At 75.0% G+C, this 16,843-nt stretch carries 11 protein-coding genes; 8 read left to right on the top strand and 3 right to left on the bottom strand.

What is annotated here, in order from left to right; translation table 11 throughout:
• Positions 1-49: 49 nt before the first annotated feature.
• From ACWCXX_RS00195 to ACWCXX_RS00180, 4 genes are all read left to right on the top strand, one after another.
• Positions 50-2,653 (top strand): tetratricopeptide repeat protein, encoded by a 2,604-nt coding sequence (locus tag ACWCXX_RS00195; RefSeq protein WP_451122615.1) that lies wholly within the window; start codon positions 50-52, stop codon positions 2,651-2,653.
• A 2-nt stretch (positions 2,654-2,655) separates the two neighbouring features.
• Complete coding sequence (locus ACWCXX_RS00190) at positions 2,656-3,963, top strand: PP2C family protein-serine/threonine phosphatase (RefSeq protein WP_451122613.1); 1,308 nt, start codon at positions 2,656-2,658, stop codon at positions 3,961-3,963.
• Positions 3,964-4,083: 120 nt separating this feature from the next.
• Positions 4,084-5,442 (top strand): vWA domain-containing protein, encoded by a 1,359-nt coding sequence (locus tag ACWCXX_RS00185; RefSeq protein ID WP_451122611.1) that lies wholly within the window; start codon positions 4,084-4,086, stop codon positions 5,440-5,442.
• 120 nt (positions 5,443-5,562) lie between these two features.
• A complete protein-coding gene (locus ACWCXX_RS00180; RefSeq protein ID WP_451122609.1) occupies positions 5,563-6,807 on the top strand; it encodes an FHA domain-containing protein in 1,245 nt (414 codons plus the stop codon).
• Positions 6,808-6,822: 15 nt separating this feature from the next.
• On the opposite strand, the gene ACWCXX_RS00175 is transcribed toward ACWCXX_RS00180, so the two are convergent.
• The gene (locus ACWCXX_RS00175) at positions 6,823-7,803 is read right to left on the bottom strand and encodes a methyltransferase domain-containing protein (protein WP_451122607.1); all 981 of its coding nucleotides are present in this window, start codon (positions 7,801-7,803) and stop codon (positions 6,823-6,825) included.
• Positions 7,804-7,972: 169 nt separating this feature from the next.
• Between ACWCXX_RS00175 and ACWCXX_RS00170 the strand changes: the two genes are divergently transcribed.
• The 4 genes from ACWCXX_RS00170 (at position 7,973) to ACWCXX_RS00155 (ending at position 15,642) form a co-directional block, all read left to right on the top strand.
• On the top strand, positions 7,973-8,377 hold the full coding sequence (locus ACWCXX_RS00170) for a globin (RefSeq protein WP_451122605.1): 405 nt from the start codon (positions 7,973-7,975) through the stop codon (positions 8,375-8,377).
• A 200-nt stretch (positions 8,378-8,577) separates the two neighbouring features.
• Positions 8,578-11,874 carry an FtsX-like permease family protein gene (locus ACWCXX_RS00165; RefSeq protein ID WP_451122603.1) on the top strand — a complete coding sequence of 1,099 codons (3,297 nt, stop codon included), beginning with the start codon at positions 8,578-8,580 and terminating at the stop codon, positions 11,872-11,874.
• A 1-nt stretch (position 11,875) separates the two neighbouring features.
• On the top strand, positions 11,876-14,680 hold the full coding sequence (locus ACWCXX_RS00160) for an FtsX-like permease family protein (RefSeq protein WP_451122601.1): 2,805 nt from the start codon (positions 11,876-11,878) through the stop codon (positions 14,678-14,680).
• Entirely contained in the window at positions 14,677-15,642 is a 966-nt protein-coding gene (locus ACWCXX_RS00155; RefSeq protein ID WP_451122599.1) for an ABC transporter ATP-binding protein, read from the top strand. Before ACWCXX_RS00160 ends, ACWCXX_RS00155 begins: the two co-directional genes overlap by 4 nt.
• 76 nt (positions 15,643-15,718) lie before the next feature.
• On the opposite strand, the gene ACWCXX_RS00150 is transcribed toward ACWCXX_RS00155, so the two are convergent.
• Both ACWCXX_RS00150 and ACWCXX_RS00145 read right to left on the bottom strand, forming a co-directional pair.
• Positions 15,719-16,420, bottom strand: a complete 702-nt coding sequence (locus ACWCXX_RS00150; RefSeq protein WP_451122598.1) for a hypothetical protein — start codon at positions 16,418-16,420, stop codon at positions 15,719-15,721.
• Positions 16,417-16,839 carry an acyl-CoA thioesterase gene (locus ACWCXX_RS00145; RefSeq protein WP_451122596.1) on the bottom strand — a complete coding sequence of 141 codons (423 nt, stop codon included), beginning with the start codon at positions 16,837-16,839 and terminating at the stop codon, positions 16,417-16,419. Before ACWCXX_RS00145 ends, ACWCXX_RS00150 begins: the two co-directional genes overlap by 4 nt.
• Between the last annotated feature and the right edge of the window lie 4 nt (positions 16,840-16,843).

Raw genomic sequence — 16,843 nt, 5'->3', positions numbered from 1 at the left:
GGACGCAGCAGCCGTCGCGGCGGCTGCGGGGCGAGCAGGGGGACGGATCATGAGTACGGAGTGCCAGCGCCCCGCGTGCGAGGGCAGTTACGAGGACATGGGCGGCGGTGAGCTGTACTGCGACACCTGCGGTCTGGCTCCGGTCGTCTCGCCCGACGGGCTGGTGAGTTCGCCGGCCACCGGAATCACGGGCGGCGGTGCGAACGGCCGGGGCAGCGGGAGCGGTTCGCGGTCCTCGTCCCGGGCGTCCTCGCGTTCGTCCCGCTCGTCCCGTTCGGCGTCCTCGCGGCGTTCGGTGTCGGGACGGCTCTCGCTTTCGCCGTCCGGCTCCTCCCCCACGTCCCCGTCGGTGTCGGTGCGCGCCTCCGGTGCGTCGTCGAACGCGTCCGGCCGGGGCCGGCTGGGCGTGGGCCTGGTCGAGGTGCCGGGCGTGCCCCGCCCCGATCCGCGCTCCGCGGTGATGAAGAACCCGGAGGTGCCGGAACGGAAGCGGTTCTGCTCGCGCTCCGACTGCGGGGCGCCGGTGGGCCGGTCCCGCGGCGACCGGGTGGGCCGTACGGAGGGGTTCTGCACCAAGTGCGGCCACCCGTACTCCTTCGTGCCCAAGCTCCACGAGGGCGACGTCGTGCACGGCCAGTACGAGGTCGCGGGCTGTCTGGCGCACGGCGGGCTGGGCTGGGTCTATCTCGCGGTCGACCGCGCGGTCTCCGACCGCTGGGTGGTGCTCAAGGGCCTGCTCGACACCGGTGACCAGGACGCCATGGAGGCCGCGATCTCCGAGCGCCGCTTCCTCGCCGAGATCGAGCACTCCAACATCGTCCGGATCTACAACTTCGTCGAGCACCTCGACCAGCGCACCGGCTCGCTCGACGGCTACATCGTGATGGAGTACGTCGGCGGCAAGGCGCTCAAGGACATCGCGAACGAGCGCCGCACCCCCGCCGGGAAGCGCGACCCGCTGCCGGTCGAGCAGGCGTGCGCGTACGGCATCGAGGCGCTGGAGGCGCTCGGCCACCTGCACAGCCGCAACCTGCTGTACTGCGACTTCAAGGTCGACAACGCGATCCAGACCGAGGACCAGCTGAAGCTGATCGACATGGGCGCGGTGCGCAGGATGGACGACGACGAGTCGGCCATCTACGGCACGGTGGGGTACCAGGCGCCGGAGGTCGCGGAGGTGGGCCCGTCGGTCGCCTCCGACCTGTACACGGTCGCCCGGACGCTCGCGGTGCTCACCTTCGACTTCCAGGGCTACACCAGCGTCTTCGTGGACTCGTTGCCGGACCCGGAGAACATCGAGGTGTTCCGGGCCTACGAGTCGTTCTACCGGCTGCTGGTGCGGGCCACCGACCCGGACCCGGCGCGGCGGTTCGCCTCGGCGGCGGAGATGGCGGAGCAACTGACGGGCGTGCTGCGCGAGGTGGTGTCGCTGCAGACGGGGCGCCCGCGCCCGGCGCTGTCGACGTTGTTCGGCACGGAAGTGCGGGTCACGGACACGCGGTTGTTCCCCGAGCCGGTGGAGGACGTGTCGCGGCTGGGCGTCCGGCCCGTCGCCCCGGCGCGCTCCGGGCGGCGGGGCCGGGCGGCGGCCGGGAACCCGACGCCGGTACCGCCCGCCGTGCCCCCGGCCGGGCCCGGCACGCCGGCCGTGATTCCGTCCCCCCGGGTCCCGGCGGCCACCGGCCCCGGCGCGGTGGCGGCGCAGACCCCGGACGGCCCCCGGCCGGCCCCGCTCGACGTGCCGGCCGCCTCGCTGGCGCTGCCCGTGCCCCGGGTCGACGCGAGCGACCCCAACGCGGGCTTCCTCGCCGGTCTGATGACCATCGCCCCCACCGAGCTGATCGGCGCGCTGCGGTCCGTGCCCGCGGCCTCGCTGGAGACCCGGCTGCGCGAGCTGCGCGCCCGCCTAGAGCTGCACGAACTCGACTCCGCGGGGCGGATGCTGACGGAGCTGGAGAACCGGCACCCGGACGACTGGCGGGTCGTCTGGTACCGCGGCGTCACCTCGCTGGTGACCGGTGACCACGAGAACGCGGCGCTCTCCTTCGACGCGGTGTACGACGCGTTCCCCGGTGAGCCGGCGCCCAAGCTGGCGCTGGGCGTCTGCGCGGAGGTCCTGGGCCAGCTGGACAACGCCGCCGAGTACTACCGGCTGGTGTGGACGACCGACCCGGGCTTCGTGAGCGCCGCGTTCGGCCTGGCGCGGGTGCGGCTCGCCGCCGGGGACCGGGCCGGGGCCGTCGAGGCGCTGGAGTCCGTGCCCGAGGCGTCGATCCACTACACGGCCGCCCGGGTCGCCGCGGTGCGCGCCCGGTTGCGCGGCCGGGCCCCGGACGAGCCGCTGCTCGCCGACCTGACGGCCGCGTCGGCCCAGGTGTCGGGGCTGGCCGAATTCGGTCTGGACGCGGTGCGCCGGGAGCAGTTGTCGGTCGAGGTTCTGGGCACGGCGCTGGACTGGGTGCTCTCCGGCGGCCCCGCGGCCGCCCGGCAGCCCGGCCCGGGAACGCTGCTCGGCAGTGAACTGGACGAGCGCGGCCTGCGGTTCGGGCTGGAACGTTCGTACCGGATGCTCGCCCGGCTCGCGGAGCCCGGCGACGAGAGGATCGAACTGGTGGAGCGGGCCAACCGTTTCCGCCCCCGGACGTGGGTGTGAAAATGTCGCAGAAGCCCCAGCCCCAGAAGTCCCAGGAGACGGCCCTGTCACCGTGTTCCGGCTGCGCCGAGCCGGTGGAGCCGGGAGATCTGTTCTGCGGTGCGTGCGGATACGACCTGTCGGCCGCGCCCGCCGCCCCGGCGGACCACCCGACGGTCGCCCTGACCGTACCGGTGCCGGAGCACGGCACGGCGGAGAACGGCACGGCCGCCGCCGCGGACGCTCCGAAGGCCCGTTCCGCCGGGAGCCCGGCCGATTCGGGCGACTTCGAACTGGCCGCCCCCGCACCCGCCCCCGTGGCTCCGGCCGCGCCGCCCGCCGGCACGCCCGATCCCCGTACCGTCGTCGCGGATCCGGCGCCCGCGCCGACGGCCGACGGCCGGCTGTGCGTGGCCTGCCGGACCGGTGGTGTCGACGCCGACGGGTACTGCGAGAACTGCGGTCACGCCCAGCCCCGCGAGCGCGACCACATGGAGCAGGAGCTCGGTTCGGTGGCCGCCGTCAGCGACCGGGGTCTTCGCCACCACCGCAACGAGGACTCGTTCGCGGTCTCGACCACCGCCCTGCCCGACGGTTCGCCGGCCGTCGTCGCGATCGTCTGCGACGGCGTCTCGTCGGCCAGCCGCCCCGACGAGGCGTCGGCCGCCGCCGCGAGCGCCGCCAACGAGGCGCTCCTGGAGTCGCTGCCGCGCGGCGTCCACCCGCAGCAGGCGATGCACGAGGCGATCGTCAGGGCCGCCGAGGCGGTCGACTCCCTGGCGCGGGAGCCCGGCCGGGCCCGGGAGCAGGAGCAGCACCGCCAGCAGAACGCCCCGGCGTGCACCCTGGTCGGCGCGGTCGTGGTGGGCGAGCTGCTGGTCGTCGGCTGGGTCGGCGACAGCCGCGCCTACTGGGTGCCGGACGACCGCTCCCACCGGCCCGCCCGGCTGACCGAGGACGACTCCTGGGCCGCGCAGATGGTGGCGGCCGGTCTGATGAACGAGGCCGAGGCGTACGCGGACGAGCGCGCCCACGCCATCACGGGGTGGCTCGGCGCCGACGCGTACGAACTGGAGCCGCACACCGCGGCGTTCAAGCCCGACCGGTCCGGTCTCGTGGTGGTGTGCACGGACGGTCTGTGGAACTACGCGGAGTCGGCCGACGAGATGGCCGCCGCGGTGCCGGCCGACGCGAGCCGGCGTCCGCTGCACGGCGCCCGGGTGCTGGTCGGTCACGCCCTCGACGGCGGGGGCCACGACAACGTAACAGTGGCTCTGCTGCCGTTCGCCGTGGCGGCGCAAGGGGCAGGATCGGCCTGCGACACCGCATGAGCCCTGTTCCGTAACGCTCGATTCCGGTTCTGCCCGTGCACTCCCCCACCGATGTCTTCGCCCGTTTTCCCTCTCCCCGCTGTCCTCATCCGACGCCCGGAGTCCCGAGGAGCCGATCAGATGGCCAACTTCTCCAAGTCGAACGTGCCGCAGTTCTCCGTCGAGGTGTACCAGAACGAATATCTGCCGGAAGGCGGTCGCGAGGTCAACGCGATCGTCACGGTGGCCTCGACCGGGGGCGGCACCACCGGTGGCGTCCCGCTGTCCGGTGACGCCGGGCCGGCCGCGCACGTTCCGGGGCAGTCCTCGGGCGCCGCCGTGGTGATCATGGTCGACTGCTCGGGTTCGATGGACTACCCGCCGACGAAGATGCGCAACGCCCGCGACGCGACGGCCGCGGCCATCGACACCCTGCGCGACGGCACCTCGTTCGCCGTGATCGGCGGGACGCACGTCGCCAAGGAGGTCTACCCGGGCAACGGCGGGCTCGCCGTCGCCGACGCGCGGACCCGGGCGCAGGCGAAGGGGGCGCTGCGCGCGCTCAGCGCCGGGGGCGGCACGGCGATCGGCACCTGGCTGCGGCTGGCCGACCGGCTGCTCGGTGCGGCCGACGTGTCCATCCGGCACGGCATCCTGCTCACCGACGGCCGCAACGAGCACGAGTCGCCGCAGGACCTGCGGGCCACGCTCGACTCCTGCACGGGCCGCTTCACCTGTGACGCCCGCGGGGTCGGCACCGACTGGGAGGTGAAGGAAGTCACATCCATCGCCTCCGCGCTGCTCGGCACGGCCGACATCGTCGCCGACCCGGCGGGGCTGGCCGCAGACTTCACGCAGATGATGGAGAACGCGATGGGCAAGGAGGTCGCGGACGTCGCGCTGCGCCTCTGGACGCCCGTCGGGGTCGAGATCCAGTTCGTGAAGCAGGTCGCGCCGACGGTCGTCGACCTGACCGGCCGGCGCACCGAGGTGGGTCCCCGGGCCGGGGACTACCCCACGGGTTCCTGGGGCGACGAGTCCCGCGACTACCACGTGTGCGTGCGGGTGCCGCAGGCCGGGATCGGGCAGGAGATGCTGGCGTCCCGGGTGTCGCTGGTCCTCCCCGACCCGTCGGGCGGGGCGCCGAAGACGCTCTCCCAGGGCCTGGTCCGGGCGGTGTGGACCGAGGACATGGCGGCGTCCACCTCGATCAATCCGCAGGTCGCGCACTACACGGGCCAGGCGGAACTGGCCCAGGTGATCCAGCAGGGACTCGACGCCCGCAAGTCGGGGGACTTCGACGGGGCGACCGCGAAACTGGGCCGTGCGGTGCAGCTGGCGTCGGCCTCCGGGAACGAGGACACTGCGAAACTGCTTTCGAAGGTGGTGGACGTGGTGGACGCCGCGACCGGTACTGTGCGACTGAAGGCAAAGGTCGCGGACGCCGACGAGATGACCCTCGAAACGCGCTCGACCAAGACCGTCCGCGTCAAGAAGTAGCCGCGGAACAACCGCACAGCGATACGACCGAGCGGCCCGGCCGGAGCGATCCACCGGGCGGCGACGAGCAAGGAATACGCCGGCCTGCGGGGCCGGCCAGGGAGAGGGGGAAGTGCCGACATGCCGACCTGCCCGAACGGACACCAGTCGGGTTCCGACGACTGGTGCGAGGTCTGCGGCCACCGCATGACCGGCGCGGGTGCGCCCGCGGGCGCGGTTCCCCCGCCGCCGCCTCCGCCGCCCGCTCCCGGTTACGGCTTCCCGCCCCCCGCCGGTTCCGGCGCGACCCAGCAGGCGGAGCTCTGCCCGCAGTGCCGCACCCCCCGTGAGGCGATGGCGCCGTTCTGCGAGGAGTGCCGCTGGAACTTCCTCACGAACACCGCGACGTCGTACACGCCGCTGGCCCCGCAGGGCGTCACCGGCCCGCCGCCCGGACTCAATCTGCCGCCCGGTTTCCAGGCGCAGCAGCCGCCCGGCTTCCAGGCTCGGCCGCCCGCGCCGCCGCAGCCGCACGACCCGTTCCCGGACTCGCGGCCCTCGCAGATGAACCGTCCCGCCGAGCCGCTGTCCGGGCCGGGCAGCCACCCCGGCGCTCCGGCACCGGGTCCGCAGTCGGGTCCGCCCGGTCCTCAGTCCGGTCCGCAGTCGGGTCCGCCCGGTCCGCCTGCTCCGCCGTCGGGGCCGCAGTCGGGTCCGCCGCAGCCGTTCCAGCAGGGCCCGCCGCCCCCGCCGTCCTTCCAGCAGCAGTCCCCGCCGTCGTTCCAGCAGCAGTCGGCACCGCCCGGGTTCGATCAGCCCGGTGCGTCGGCCCCGCAGGCGTCCGCCCCGCCGACGGCACCGGAGAAGAGCGACGACGACTGGATGCTGTCGCCGCCGTCCCGGCCCCAGGGCCCGCAGCAGCCGCCCGCGCCGCAGCAGGAGCAGCCGCCGTTCCCGGGTGCCGACCAGAACCGGCCGCCCGCGAGCTGGACCGCGACCGTCGCCCCGGACCGTGAGTACTTCCTGGCGATGATGCAGCGCAGTGGTCCCGAGGCGACCGGGCTGAACCTGCCCGCCTACTCCCCGGAGCAGCAGCTTCCGCTGTCCGGCAACCAGGTCACCATCGGCCGTCGTCGGCACAGCACCGGCGAGTCCCCGGACATCGACCTGTCCGTGCCGCCGGAGGACCCGGGCGTCTCGCACCAGCACGCGGTGCTGGTGCAGCAGCCCGACGGCGGCTGGGCCGTGGTCGACCAGAACTCCACCAACGGCACCACGCTCAACGGCGCCGAGGACCCGATCCAGCCCTATGTCCCCGTCCCGCTCAAGGACGGCGACCGGGTGCACATCGGGGCGTGGACGACGATCACGATCCGCCGGGACTGACCCCTCGCCCTTCCGTCACACGGTGGGCAGTGGCCAGGCGTACGGCCCCTCGGGGTCGTCCAGCCAGGCCCACTGCCGCCCGTGGGCGACCGTGATGCCGAACCTCTCCCGCCCGGGGCGCTTCTCGCGTTCCCACAGGGAGAGGGCCTCGCGCGGGTCGAGGGTGTCCCCGGTCAGCGCCAGCAGGAACCGGAAGCGGTCGTTCCCGCCGGCGCGCCTCGGCACCGAGCCGGTGCGCGGGTGTCGGCCCGGGGCGGGTGGTGCGCCGCGCAGCGGTACGAAGTAGGCGGCCGTGTGGAGGAACCGGCCCTCGGCGCTTCGGCCGTGCGCCGTCTCCCGGACCCGCAGCGCGATCAGCCCGGTGGCGAGCGGCGCCAGTATCCGTGCGCCCGGCACGCACTGCTCCAGCCAGGCCCACGGTACGTACGGCAGGGTGCAGGTCGCGATGATCCGGTCGTACGGGCCGCGCCAGGGGCAGCCCCGGGCGCCGTCCCCGGTGATCACCGCCGGGTGGTGTCCGGCCGCCGCCAGGTGCCGGCGGGCCGACTCGGTGATCTCCGGGTCGAGGTCGACGGTGGTCACGGCGTCGTCGCCGAGCCGGTGGGCGAGCAGGGCCGCGTTGTAGCCGCTGCCCGCGCCGACCTCCAGGACCCGCTGGCCCTCGCGCACGTCCAGTTCTTCGAGCATCCGGGCCATCAGTGACGGCTGGCTGCTCGACGAGATCAGTTCGCCGTCCCGGATGCGGGTGGCCAGCGGTCCGTCCTCGTACGCCCCGCGCAGCCAGCGGGCCCGCCGCTCCGGGTCGGGGTCCTCGCACCACAGGCGGTCCAGGCCGCCGCCCACGAAGTAGTGCGGTACGAACAGGTGCCGGGGCACCTGCTCGAACGCGGCCCGCCAGGCCGGGTCCCTCAGCGCCCCGCCGGCCACGATTCCGCGCACCATCGCCCGCCGCTCCTCGGCGGCGGCCGCGGCGAACGGGTCGGGGCGCACGTCCATACCTCCACCTTCCTGCGCCGGGGGGCCGGGGGCCAGGAATCGGGGACGGGGGTCGGGAATTCGGGGGCGCGGGCCGGGAATCGAAGCCGGCGCCGGCGATCCGGGGCGGGCGGGGGGCCGGGGTCCTAGGACCCCGGTACTCGGCCGGGGCGTCTGCGACGATGGACGGGTGACAGAGATCTCGCGCGACACGCTTCAGGAGCAGACCTTCTACGAGCAGGTCGGCGGCGCGGCGACCTTCCGCCGTCTGGTGCACCTCTTCTACCGGGGGGTGGCCGAGGACCCGCTGCTCCGGCCGATGTATCCGGAGGAGGACCTGGGCCCGGCCGAGGACCGGTTCGCGCTGTTCCTGATGCAGTACTGGGGCGGGCCCCGCACCTACAGCGAGCGGCGCGGCCACCCCCGGCTGCGGATGCGGCACGTCCCCTTCCGGGTGGACCGGGCGGCGCACGACGCCTGGCTGGGCCACATGCGGGTGGCGCTCGACGAACTCGGGCTGGCGCCGGAGCACGACCGGCAGTTGTGGGACTACCTGACCTATGCCGCCGCCTCGATGGTGAACACCGACGGCTGAGCACTCCCCCGCCCCCGCCCCCGCCTCTCTCGTCCCGCCCCGACACGGGCGTCAGGTGCGCTTTTCGGTCGTCCTTCGCCGATTAACGATCACAATCCCATCAAGTACGGAAGCAAGCGGTTTCCAAGAGCATGCCCGACTTGAAAGCATCCGTAGAACGCCGGGGGGCGTGGGTGGAATGAGGGCCCAGGGGGGCGCGTATGACGGGGTTCGTCTTTCTCCGGGTGAGGGCCCACCGGCTTCTGCTCACCGCGGCTGTTCTCGCCGTGCTGCTGACCACCTCGGTCCTGGCCGCACTCACCGCCTTCTCCGGCTCCGTCGGTGACGCCTCGCTCCGGCACGCGCTCGCCCATCGGTCGGCGACCGCCGCCTCCCTGGTGATGTCCGCGCAGGTGGCGCCCGACCGGCGGGAGGCGGCCGACGCGATGGCCCGGCGCACGGCCCGCGACGCCTTTCCCGGGCTTCCCGTGACCGTCCGGACGCTGGAGGCGTCGGGGGCGTACGCGCTGCCGCGGGCCGTCGGCGGCCGGGGCGACGAGCCCGACCTCACCCACTTCGCCTCGCTCGACCGCAGCCGGATCCGGGTCGTCGCGGGCCGCCCGCCCGCGCCCGGCGGCGGGAAGTCCGGCGGGCCCGTCCAGGTCGCCCTGCCACGCGCCGCCGCCGAGGCGCTGAAACTGAAGCCCGGCGCGCACGTCACCCTCGCCGACCGGCTGACCGACGAGCCGCTGCGCATCCTGGTCACGGGCACCTACGAGGCCGTCGACCGGACCGACCCGTACTGGCAGCTGGACGAGCTCGGCGGGCGCGGCGTCCGCCGGGTCTCCTTCACGACGTACGGCCCGCTGCTCACCGACCCCGCCGTCCTCGGTTCCGGGCGAACCAGTCCGGGCCGGCTGGCCTGGCTGGCCACCGCCGACTTCCGCACCGTCACCACGGACCGGACGGACGCGCTGCACGACGCCGCGACGGCGGCCCCGAAGAAGCTCCTGGCCGCCCCGGAGTTCAAGAGCGGCGCCACCGCGCGCACCGCGCTCCCCCGGGTGCTGGAGCAGATCGACCGGGCCCTGCTGGTCTCCCGCTCCACGCTGATGATCGTCGCCGTGCAGCTGGTGCTGCTCGCCGGTTACGCGCTGCTGCTGGTGGCCCGGCTGCTGAGCAGCGAGCGTGCCGAGGAAACCCGGCTGCTGCGGGCCCGGGGTGCCTCGCGCGGGCGGATCACGGCACTCGCCGCGATCGAGGCGCTGCTGCTGGCGCTGCCCGCCGTGGTCGTCGCCCCGCTGCTCGCCGGGCCACTGACCCGGCTGCTCGCGGACCGGGGGGCACTGTCCCGGATCGGGCTACGGCTGGACACCGGCATCACCGGCGCCGTCTGGCTGGTCGCCGGGGTCACCGCGCTCACCTGCGCGGTGGCCGTCGTGGCGCCCGTGCTGACGGCCGGTGCCCAGGAGCGCCGCGGCGGCCGTGCCGCCGCGCTGCCCGCGCCGCTGCGGGCGGGCGCCGACCTCGGTCTGCTGGTGATCGCGGCGGTGGCGTACTGGCAGCTGAGCGGCCGGACCACGGATTCCGGCGGCGGTGCGCTGAGCGGGGACCGGCAGGGGGACCTCGGCATCGATCCGCTGCTGGTCGTCGCCCCCGCGCTGCTGCTGCTCGCGGGCACCGTGCTGACGCTGCGGCTGCTGCCGCCCGTGGCCCGGCTCGCCGAGCGCCGGGCGGCGGGCGGCCGGGGGCTGCTCGTGGCCCTGGCCGGCTGGCAGTTCAGCCGTCGCCCGCTCCGGAACGCCGGGCCCGTGCTGCTGCTGGTCCTCGCCTCGGCGATGGGCATGCTGGCGATCGGGCAGCGTGCCTCCTGGGACCGTTCGCAGGGCGACCAGGCGGACTTCAGGGCGGGCGCCTCGCTGCGCGTGACGACCGGTGCCGTCGACGATCCGGCGAAGGCGGTCCCGTACGCCGGGCTGCCGGGGGTGCGGTCGGCGGCGCCCGCGTTCCGTACGACCGCGGAGCTCTCCGGTGAGCGCACCGCCGAGGTCCTCGTCCTGGACACCGCGCACGCCGACGAGCACATGCTGATCCGCGACGACCTCGGCGACCGGTCCCAGGAGCGGCTGTTCGACCCGCTCGACGCGCCGCGGCCCGGCCGGGTGGGGCTGCCGCTGCCGAAGAACAGCAAGCAGGTCCGGTTCGACGTGCGGATCACGGCGGACGGGGCGCGCGGCGGCCCGTCGGCGAAGAAGGAAGCGCCGCTGCTGTCCGTGCTGCTGGAGGACCGTTACGGCCTGCCCCACCGGGTGTCGGCCGGGGCCGTGCCCGTGGACGGGAAGCCGCATCCGGTCGCCTTCGCGGTGGCGGCCGCGGGCGACTTCACCGTGGCCGGCTTCGAACTGGGCGGCAACCAGCCGACCGACACGAGCCGTTCGTACCGGGTGGGGATCGACGCGCTGCGGACCGTGACGGCCGACGGCACCGAGCGGCCGGTCCCGGTCCCCGACGGCTTCCGCTGGAACGCCGCGCTGGGCTTCGCCTTCACCGGGGAGGAGACGGACGAGGAGCTGGTGGAGGCGACGGCCTCCGCGCGCACCCCGCTGGCCTTCGGCTACGACCTCACGGCGGCCTACGACTCGTGGGGCGCGCCCGCCTACTCCGTACGGGCCACCGCACCCCGCCCGGCGGCGCCCGTGCCGAACGCCGTCGTCACCGACGCGTACCTGAAGGCCACCGGGGCGAAGAAGGGCCAGCACGTCGACATCACCCTGGCCGGGGAGAAGGTCCGGGTGCGGATCGCGGACGTGGTGCGGCGGCTGCCGACCACGGGCCCCGGCTCCGGCCCGGACGACTCCGGCCGGGTCCCGGACCGGGACGGCGGGGCGGTGCTGCTGGACCTCAGGGCCGTGAGCCAGGTCCTCGCCGGGCGCTCCGCCACCTCGTTCACCGCCGACGAGTGGTGGCTGAGCACCGCCCCGGGCCGGGTCGACGAGGTCGCCGCCGCGCTGCGGGCCCGGCCCGACACCGATCCGGCCCAGGTCCTGGTGCGCGACGAGATCGCGCGGGACCTGGTCGGCGACCCGCTGGGGGCCGGGCCGCAGTCCGCGCTGCCCGCCGTGGCGGTGGTCGCCGCCGCCCTGGCCGCGGTCGGTTTCGCGGTGAACGCGATCGGCGCGCAGCGGGAGCGGACCGGCGAGTTCGCCGTCCTGCGGGCGCTGGGCGCCCCGCGCCGCAGGCTGACCAGGATGATCGCCGCCGAGCAGGGGGTGCTGATCGCCATCGCGCTGCTGGTCGGGGCCGTGCTCGGGACCGTGCTCAACCGGGTCGTCGTGCCGCTCGTCGTGCTGACCGGACAGGCCACCGCCCCGGTGCCCGGGGTGCTGGTGCGGCTGCCCGCCGGACAGACCGCGGCGCTGCTGGCAGGTGTCGCCGCACTGCCGCTGATGGTCGTCGTGGCGCTCGCCATGCGCCGCGGCGATCCCGCGACCTCGCTGCGTACCCAGGGGGACGACTGACATGACCACGCGTTCCGTCCGGGGCCGCACCACCGCCGCCTGCGCCCCCTGGGTCCGTACCCGGCTGCGCACCGCGCCCGGCACCGCCTGGGCGCTGGCGCTGCTGGTGCTGGTCACGTCGTTCCTCACGGCCCTCTTCCCGCGCGCGGTGGAGCACCAGGGGACCGAGGGGCTGCGCCACGACATCACCGTCACCGACCCCGGGCACAGCGTCCTGGAGCTGATCAGCCCGCAGCCCAGCCTCCAGATGCCCCCGGCCGAGCGCGAGGCGGCGGTGCGCGACGCGGCGCTGAGGGCCGTCCACGGGAAGACCCGCGCCGCGCTGCCCGCCGAGGTGCGGCCCGGTGCCGACGAGTCCTCGTACGGCTTCGGCACCAGCAAGCCGCTGCTCGCGCAGGAGACCTGGCTGCCCCGGCCCGACGGGCTCGACCCGCAGCTGAGCTACACCACCCTGTCCGACCTCCCCCGCCACGCCGCACTGCGTTCCGGGGCCTGGCCCACCACGCGCGGCACGGTCACCGAGGACACCGGCGAGGTGGAGGGCGTGATCAGCGAGGAGACGGCGAAGGCGCTGGGGGCGAAGCCCGGCTCGACGCTCTCCGTACCGACCCGGGCCGGGGAGCACCTGACCGTACGGATCACCGGCCTCATCGCTCCCGAGAAGCCCCGGAGCACCTACTGGTCGGCCGATCCGCTGTTGCGGACCCCGGCCCTGGTTCCCGCGCCCAAAACGATCCCGCCTCCCCTGGGCCCGCCCCTCTACTACTGGACCGCGGCCGTGCTGCTGGCGCCGGACGCCGGGCCCGCCCTGCTCGGCTCGACCAGCGAGCCGGAGATGTTCTGGCGGTTCGCGCCGGATGCGTCGGGGCTGACCGCCGGCGACGTGCCGGAGCTGCGCTCGGCGCTCGCCTCGCTGGAGAGCGGCCCGGGGCTGGTGCGGCTGCGGGCGATGGCCGGTGACAACGCGGCCTTCCGCACCGAGCTGGACCGGATCCTCGCCGGGTACGACACGCTGCGCACGGCGATCGATCCGGTCGTCACGGTGGCCGTCGTGGGCGTCGGGGCCGTCGCCGCCGTGGTGCTGCTGATGACGGCCGGACTGATCGGCGGGCGGCGCCGGGAGGAACTGGCGCTGCTGCGGGCGCGCGGCGGTTCGCTGGCCGGGATGGGCGGGCGGCTGCTCGCCGAGACGGCGGTGGTCGTGGTGCCCGCGGCGGCGCTGGGGCTGCTGGCCGCGCTGCCGTTCTTCGGACCGGCCCGGCTGGGGCCCTCGGTGGTCGGTCCGGCCCTCGTCGCCGCGCTGATCTGCGTCGCGGTGCCGGTCGGAGCAGTGCTGCCGCATCGCCGGCCGCGGCTGCCCGAGACCCGCGACGACCTGATGGACGCCCGCCCGTCCCGGCTGCGTACGGTCGCCGAGCTCACCGTGCTGGTGCTGGCGGTGGGTGCGGTGGTCGGGCTGCGGCGGCGCGGCACGGCGGACGGCGACGGCGGCGATCTGCTGGTCAGCGCGGCCCCGGTGCTCGTCGGGCTGATCGCGGCGCTGGTCCTGGTGCGGCTGCTGCCGTGGCCGCTGCGGCTGGCGTCGCGGGCCGTCTCCCGGCGGCGCGGGGCGGTCGGCTTCCTGTCGCTGGCCCGGGCCGGGCGGAGTTCGACGGGCGGTGCGCTGCCGCTGCTCGCGCTGCTACTGGCGCTGACCACGGCGGCGTTCGGCGGTTCGGTCCTCGCCGGCGTCTCGGACGCCCGGGACCGGGCGGCGGTGCTCGCGGTCGGCGCGGACGCCCGGATCAGCGGACTGCTCGACACGGCGCCGCTCCCGGCCCGCCTGGTCCGGGAGGTCCGGGGGACGGACGGCGTGCGTCAGGTGGCCGCGGTGCAGGTGGTGACCGAGGTGCCGGTGCCGCCCGCCGCGGACGGCTCCGGCAGCATGAAGAAGACGGTCGTGCTGGGTGTCGACCCCGACACGTACGCCGGGCTGGCCCGTGCGACGGACCTGGGCCCGTTCCCGGCCGACCGGCTGCGGTCCGGCAGGGGTGAGGCCGGGAGCGGGGTCGTGCCGGTGATCGCGTCGCCGTCCGTCGCCGCGGAGCTGGGCGGCGGGCCGCGCGACCTGACCACCCCGGCCGGGGATCTCAGGGTGCGGGTGGCCGGGATCGTGCCGCGTACCGCCGCCGTCCCCGGCCACGAGTTCCTGCTCGTCGACTCCGCTGCGCTCACCCGGAAGCTGACCACCACCCTGCTGGTGACCGGGGACCCGGACCCGAAGGCACTGCGGGACGCCGCCCGGCCGGCGGGCAAGAGCATCTCCGTACGGCTGCGCGCCGAGGAACGGGCGGTGTTCGTCGACACCCCGATGCAGCGGGGGGCGCGCGGGATCTACACGGCGGCGGTCGCGGTCGGGGCGGGCTACGCCCTGCTGGCCGTCCTGCTGTCGCTGCTGCGCACCGCACCGGAGCGCATCGCCCTGCTGGCCCGGCTGCGGACCATGGGCCTCACCTCCCGGCAGGGCAGGCGGCTGCTGGGGCTGGAATCGCTGCCGCAGGCCCTGCCCGCGGCCCTCGGCGGGGTACTGGTCGGCTGGGCGACGATCGCGCTGCTGGCCCCGGGCGTCGACCTCGTGGGGCTGGCGCTCTTCAACGGTCCCGGCGCCACCGTGCCGGACACCGCCCGGTTGCGGCCCGACCCGTGGTCGCTGATGCTCCCGGCGCTCGGCGTGGTCGTCCTCACCGTCGGGGCGGCCGCCGCCCAGGCGTGGTGGGCGGGCCGCCGCGGATCGATCACCGAACTCAGGGCAGGAGACCCCCGATGACGTCGTCGCCGTCGACCGGCACCACCCTCGCCGAGCTCGAACGGCGGGCCACGGCCCGCCGCGACCGGCCCACCTACGGGCACGACGCGCTGATCGCCTGCGACCGGCTGGTCCGCATCTTCTCCGCGGACGGGGTGGAGGTGCAGGCCCTCCAGGGCCTCGATCTCCTGGTCACCGAGGGCGAGTTGATGGCCCTGGTCGGTGCTTCCGGCAGCGGCAAGTCGACCCTGATGAACATCCTGGCGGGCCTGGACGTGCCGACCGCCGGTTCGGCGACGGTCGCGGGCCGCGATCTGCTGTCGATGGGCCCGAAGGAACGACTCCGCTACCGCCGGGAGGCCGTCGGCTTCGTCTGGCAGCAGACCGCCCGCAACCTGCTCCCGTACCTCACCGCCGTCCAGAACGTCACCCTGCCGATGCAGCTGCGCGGCCGGGGCAGGAACGCCGAGCGGACCGCCCGCGCCGAGTCGCTGCTGCGCGTCCTGGAGATCGAGGACTGCCGCGACCGGCGCCCGCAGCAGCTCTCCGGCGGCCAGCAGCAGCGGGTGGCCATCGCGGTGGCGCTCGCCAACAACCCGTCGGTGCTGCTCGCCGACGAACCGACCGGCGAGCTCGACTCGGCCACCGGCGAGCAGGTCTTCGCCGCGTTCCGCCGCGCCAACGAGGAACTCGGCACCACGATCGTGATCGTCACCCACGACCAGACGGTGGCCGACGAGGTGCGCCGTACGGTCGCGATCCGCGACGGCCGCACCTCGTCGGAGGTGCTGCGCCGCACCGAGGTCGACGCGGCGACGGGCCAGGAGTCCCAGGTGGCCCGGGAGTACGCGATGCTCGACCGCGCGGGCCGGCTGCAACTGCCCGCCGACTACACGGAGGCGCTCGGCATGGAGCACCGGGTGTTGCTGGAGCTGGAGCAGGACCACATCGGAATCTGGCCGGACGACCAGCCGCGCCCGTGACGGGTGGGGCGGGTCGGCCCCGGGCGGCTTCCGCCGGGTGGCCCGACGGGAATGCCGTCGGGCCGACGCTCGGTCCTCAGCCCTCGGCTCCCGGCCCTCGGCCCGCCCCCACCGTCACCGCGAGGGTACCGAGGCCGCTTCCCGGGCCGCGCAGGGCGATCGAGCCGAACGGGGTGCGCAGTCGCAGCCAGGAACCGGCCGCGAGCAGGGCGACCGGGAAGTCCGGTGCCGCGTGCAGGAACCCCACCGACTGGGCGGCGTGCACGGCGCGCAGCGGGAGGGCCGTGCCGCCGACCGTCCGTGACCAGATCTCGCGGCCGATCAGATCCCGTTCCGCCCGGGTACGGCGCTCCTCGGGCAACGCCTCGTCGCGGCCGCGGAATTCGGCCACGGCGGCGGCGACGGCACCGCGCAGGGCCGGTGGCGACGGCAGTCCCGCCTGTTCCCGCCAGCCCCCGCGCGGCGGGAGCACGCCCGTCCACGGCGGTCCGGTGACGGGGGCCGGGAGCGCGCCCGCACCGGTCGACTCCTCCAGGGATTCGAGGAGTTCACCGGCGGACACGGTGACGTCGAAGTCGTCCGGGACGGCGAGCCGCACCGCCCGGATCGCCAGGACCTCGAACGACGGCGGCCTGCCGAACACGGCCAGCGCGCCGCCGCCCGCCTGCATCCGCACCGCGGCGGCCCGGTCGTAGCGGAGCAGCCGACCGAGGAAGGCCGCGAGATCCGCGGCCTCCCTCGTGTCGGTGAACTCCAGCGACCGTACGGGCACCGTCATACCGCGGCAGGCTCCTCGGCCATGTACTGCTCAAGGAAGAGCCGCTCCTCGGCGGAGATCCGCCGGGGCCGCGACTGGGCCAGGTCGTACGGCACGACGATGGTCGAGGCCCGTACGTAGACCTCGTCCGGGTCCTTGATCTCGTACTGGATCGTCAGCGACGCCGCGCCGATCTTCGTGACCCACGACTCGATGGTCACCGGCTCGTGCCGGTGGACCAGCGGCCGTATGTAGTCGATCTCGTGCCGGGCCACGACGGACCCGCCCGAGAAGGACGGCGAGCCGTCCCCCGGCGCCAGCCGGAACATGAAGTCGATGCGCGCCTCCTCCAGGTAGCGGAGGAAGACCACGTTGTTCACGTGGCCGAAGGCATCCATGTCCGACCAGCGCAGCGGGCAGCTGTAGATGTGACGAGCCAAGACG

The sequence above is a fragment of the Streptomyces sp. NPDC001732 genome (assembly GCF_053596315.1).
The sequence above is the reverse complement of the archived record's forward strand: the minus strand, read 5'-3'. Positions and strand labels throughout refer to the sequence as shown.

What these genes read in the sequence shown, in the direction of transcription:
- ACWCXX_RS00190 (WP_451122613.1), top strand. Translation starts at nt 2,656, where the DNA reads ATGTCGCAGAAGCCCCAGCCCCAGAAGTCCCAGGAGACGGCCCTGTCA.
- ACWCXX_RS00195 (WP_451122615.1), top strand. Translation starts at nt 50, where the DNA reads ATGAGTACGGAGTGCCAGCGCCCCGCGTGCGAGGGCAGTTACGAGGAC.
- ACWCXX_RS00180 (WP_451122609.1), top strand. Translation starts at nt 5,563, where the DNA reads ATGCCGACCTGCCCGAACGGACACCAGTCGGGTTCCGACGACTGGTGC.
- ACWCXX_RS00160 (WP_451122601.1), top strand. Translation starts at nt 11,876, where the DNA reads ATGACCACGCGTTCCGTCCGGGGCCGCACCACCGCCGCCTGCGCCCCC.
- ACWCXX_RS00185 (WP_451122611.1), top strand. Translation starts at nt 4,084, where the DNA reads ATGGCCAACTTCTCCAAGTCGAACGTGCCGCAGTTCTCCGTCGAGGTG.
- ACWCXX_RS00165 (WP_451122603.1), top strand. Translation starts at nt 8,578, where the DNA reads ATGACGGGGTTCGTCTTTCTCCGGGTGAGGGCCCACCGGCTTCTGCTC.
- ACWCXX_RS00150 (WP_451122598.1), bottom strand. Translation starts at nt 16,420, where the DNA reads ATGACGGTGCCCGTACGGTCGCTGGAGTTCACCGACACGAGGGAGGCC.
- ACWCXX_RS00175 (WP_451122607.1), bottom strand. Translation starts at nt 7,803, where the DNA reads ATGGACGTGCGCCCCGACCCGTTCGCCGCGGCCGCCGCCGAGGAGCGG.
- ACWCXX_RS00155 (WP_451122599.1), top strand. Translation starts at nt 14,677, where the DNA reads ATGACGTCGTCGCCGTCGACCGGCACCACCCTCGCCGAGCTCGAACGG.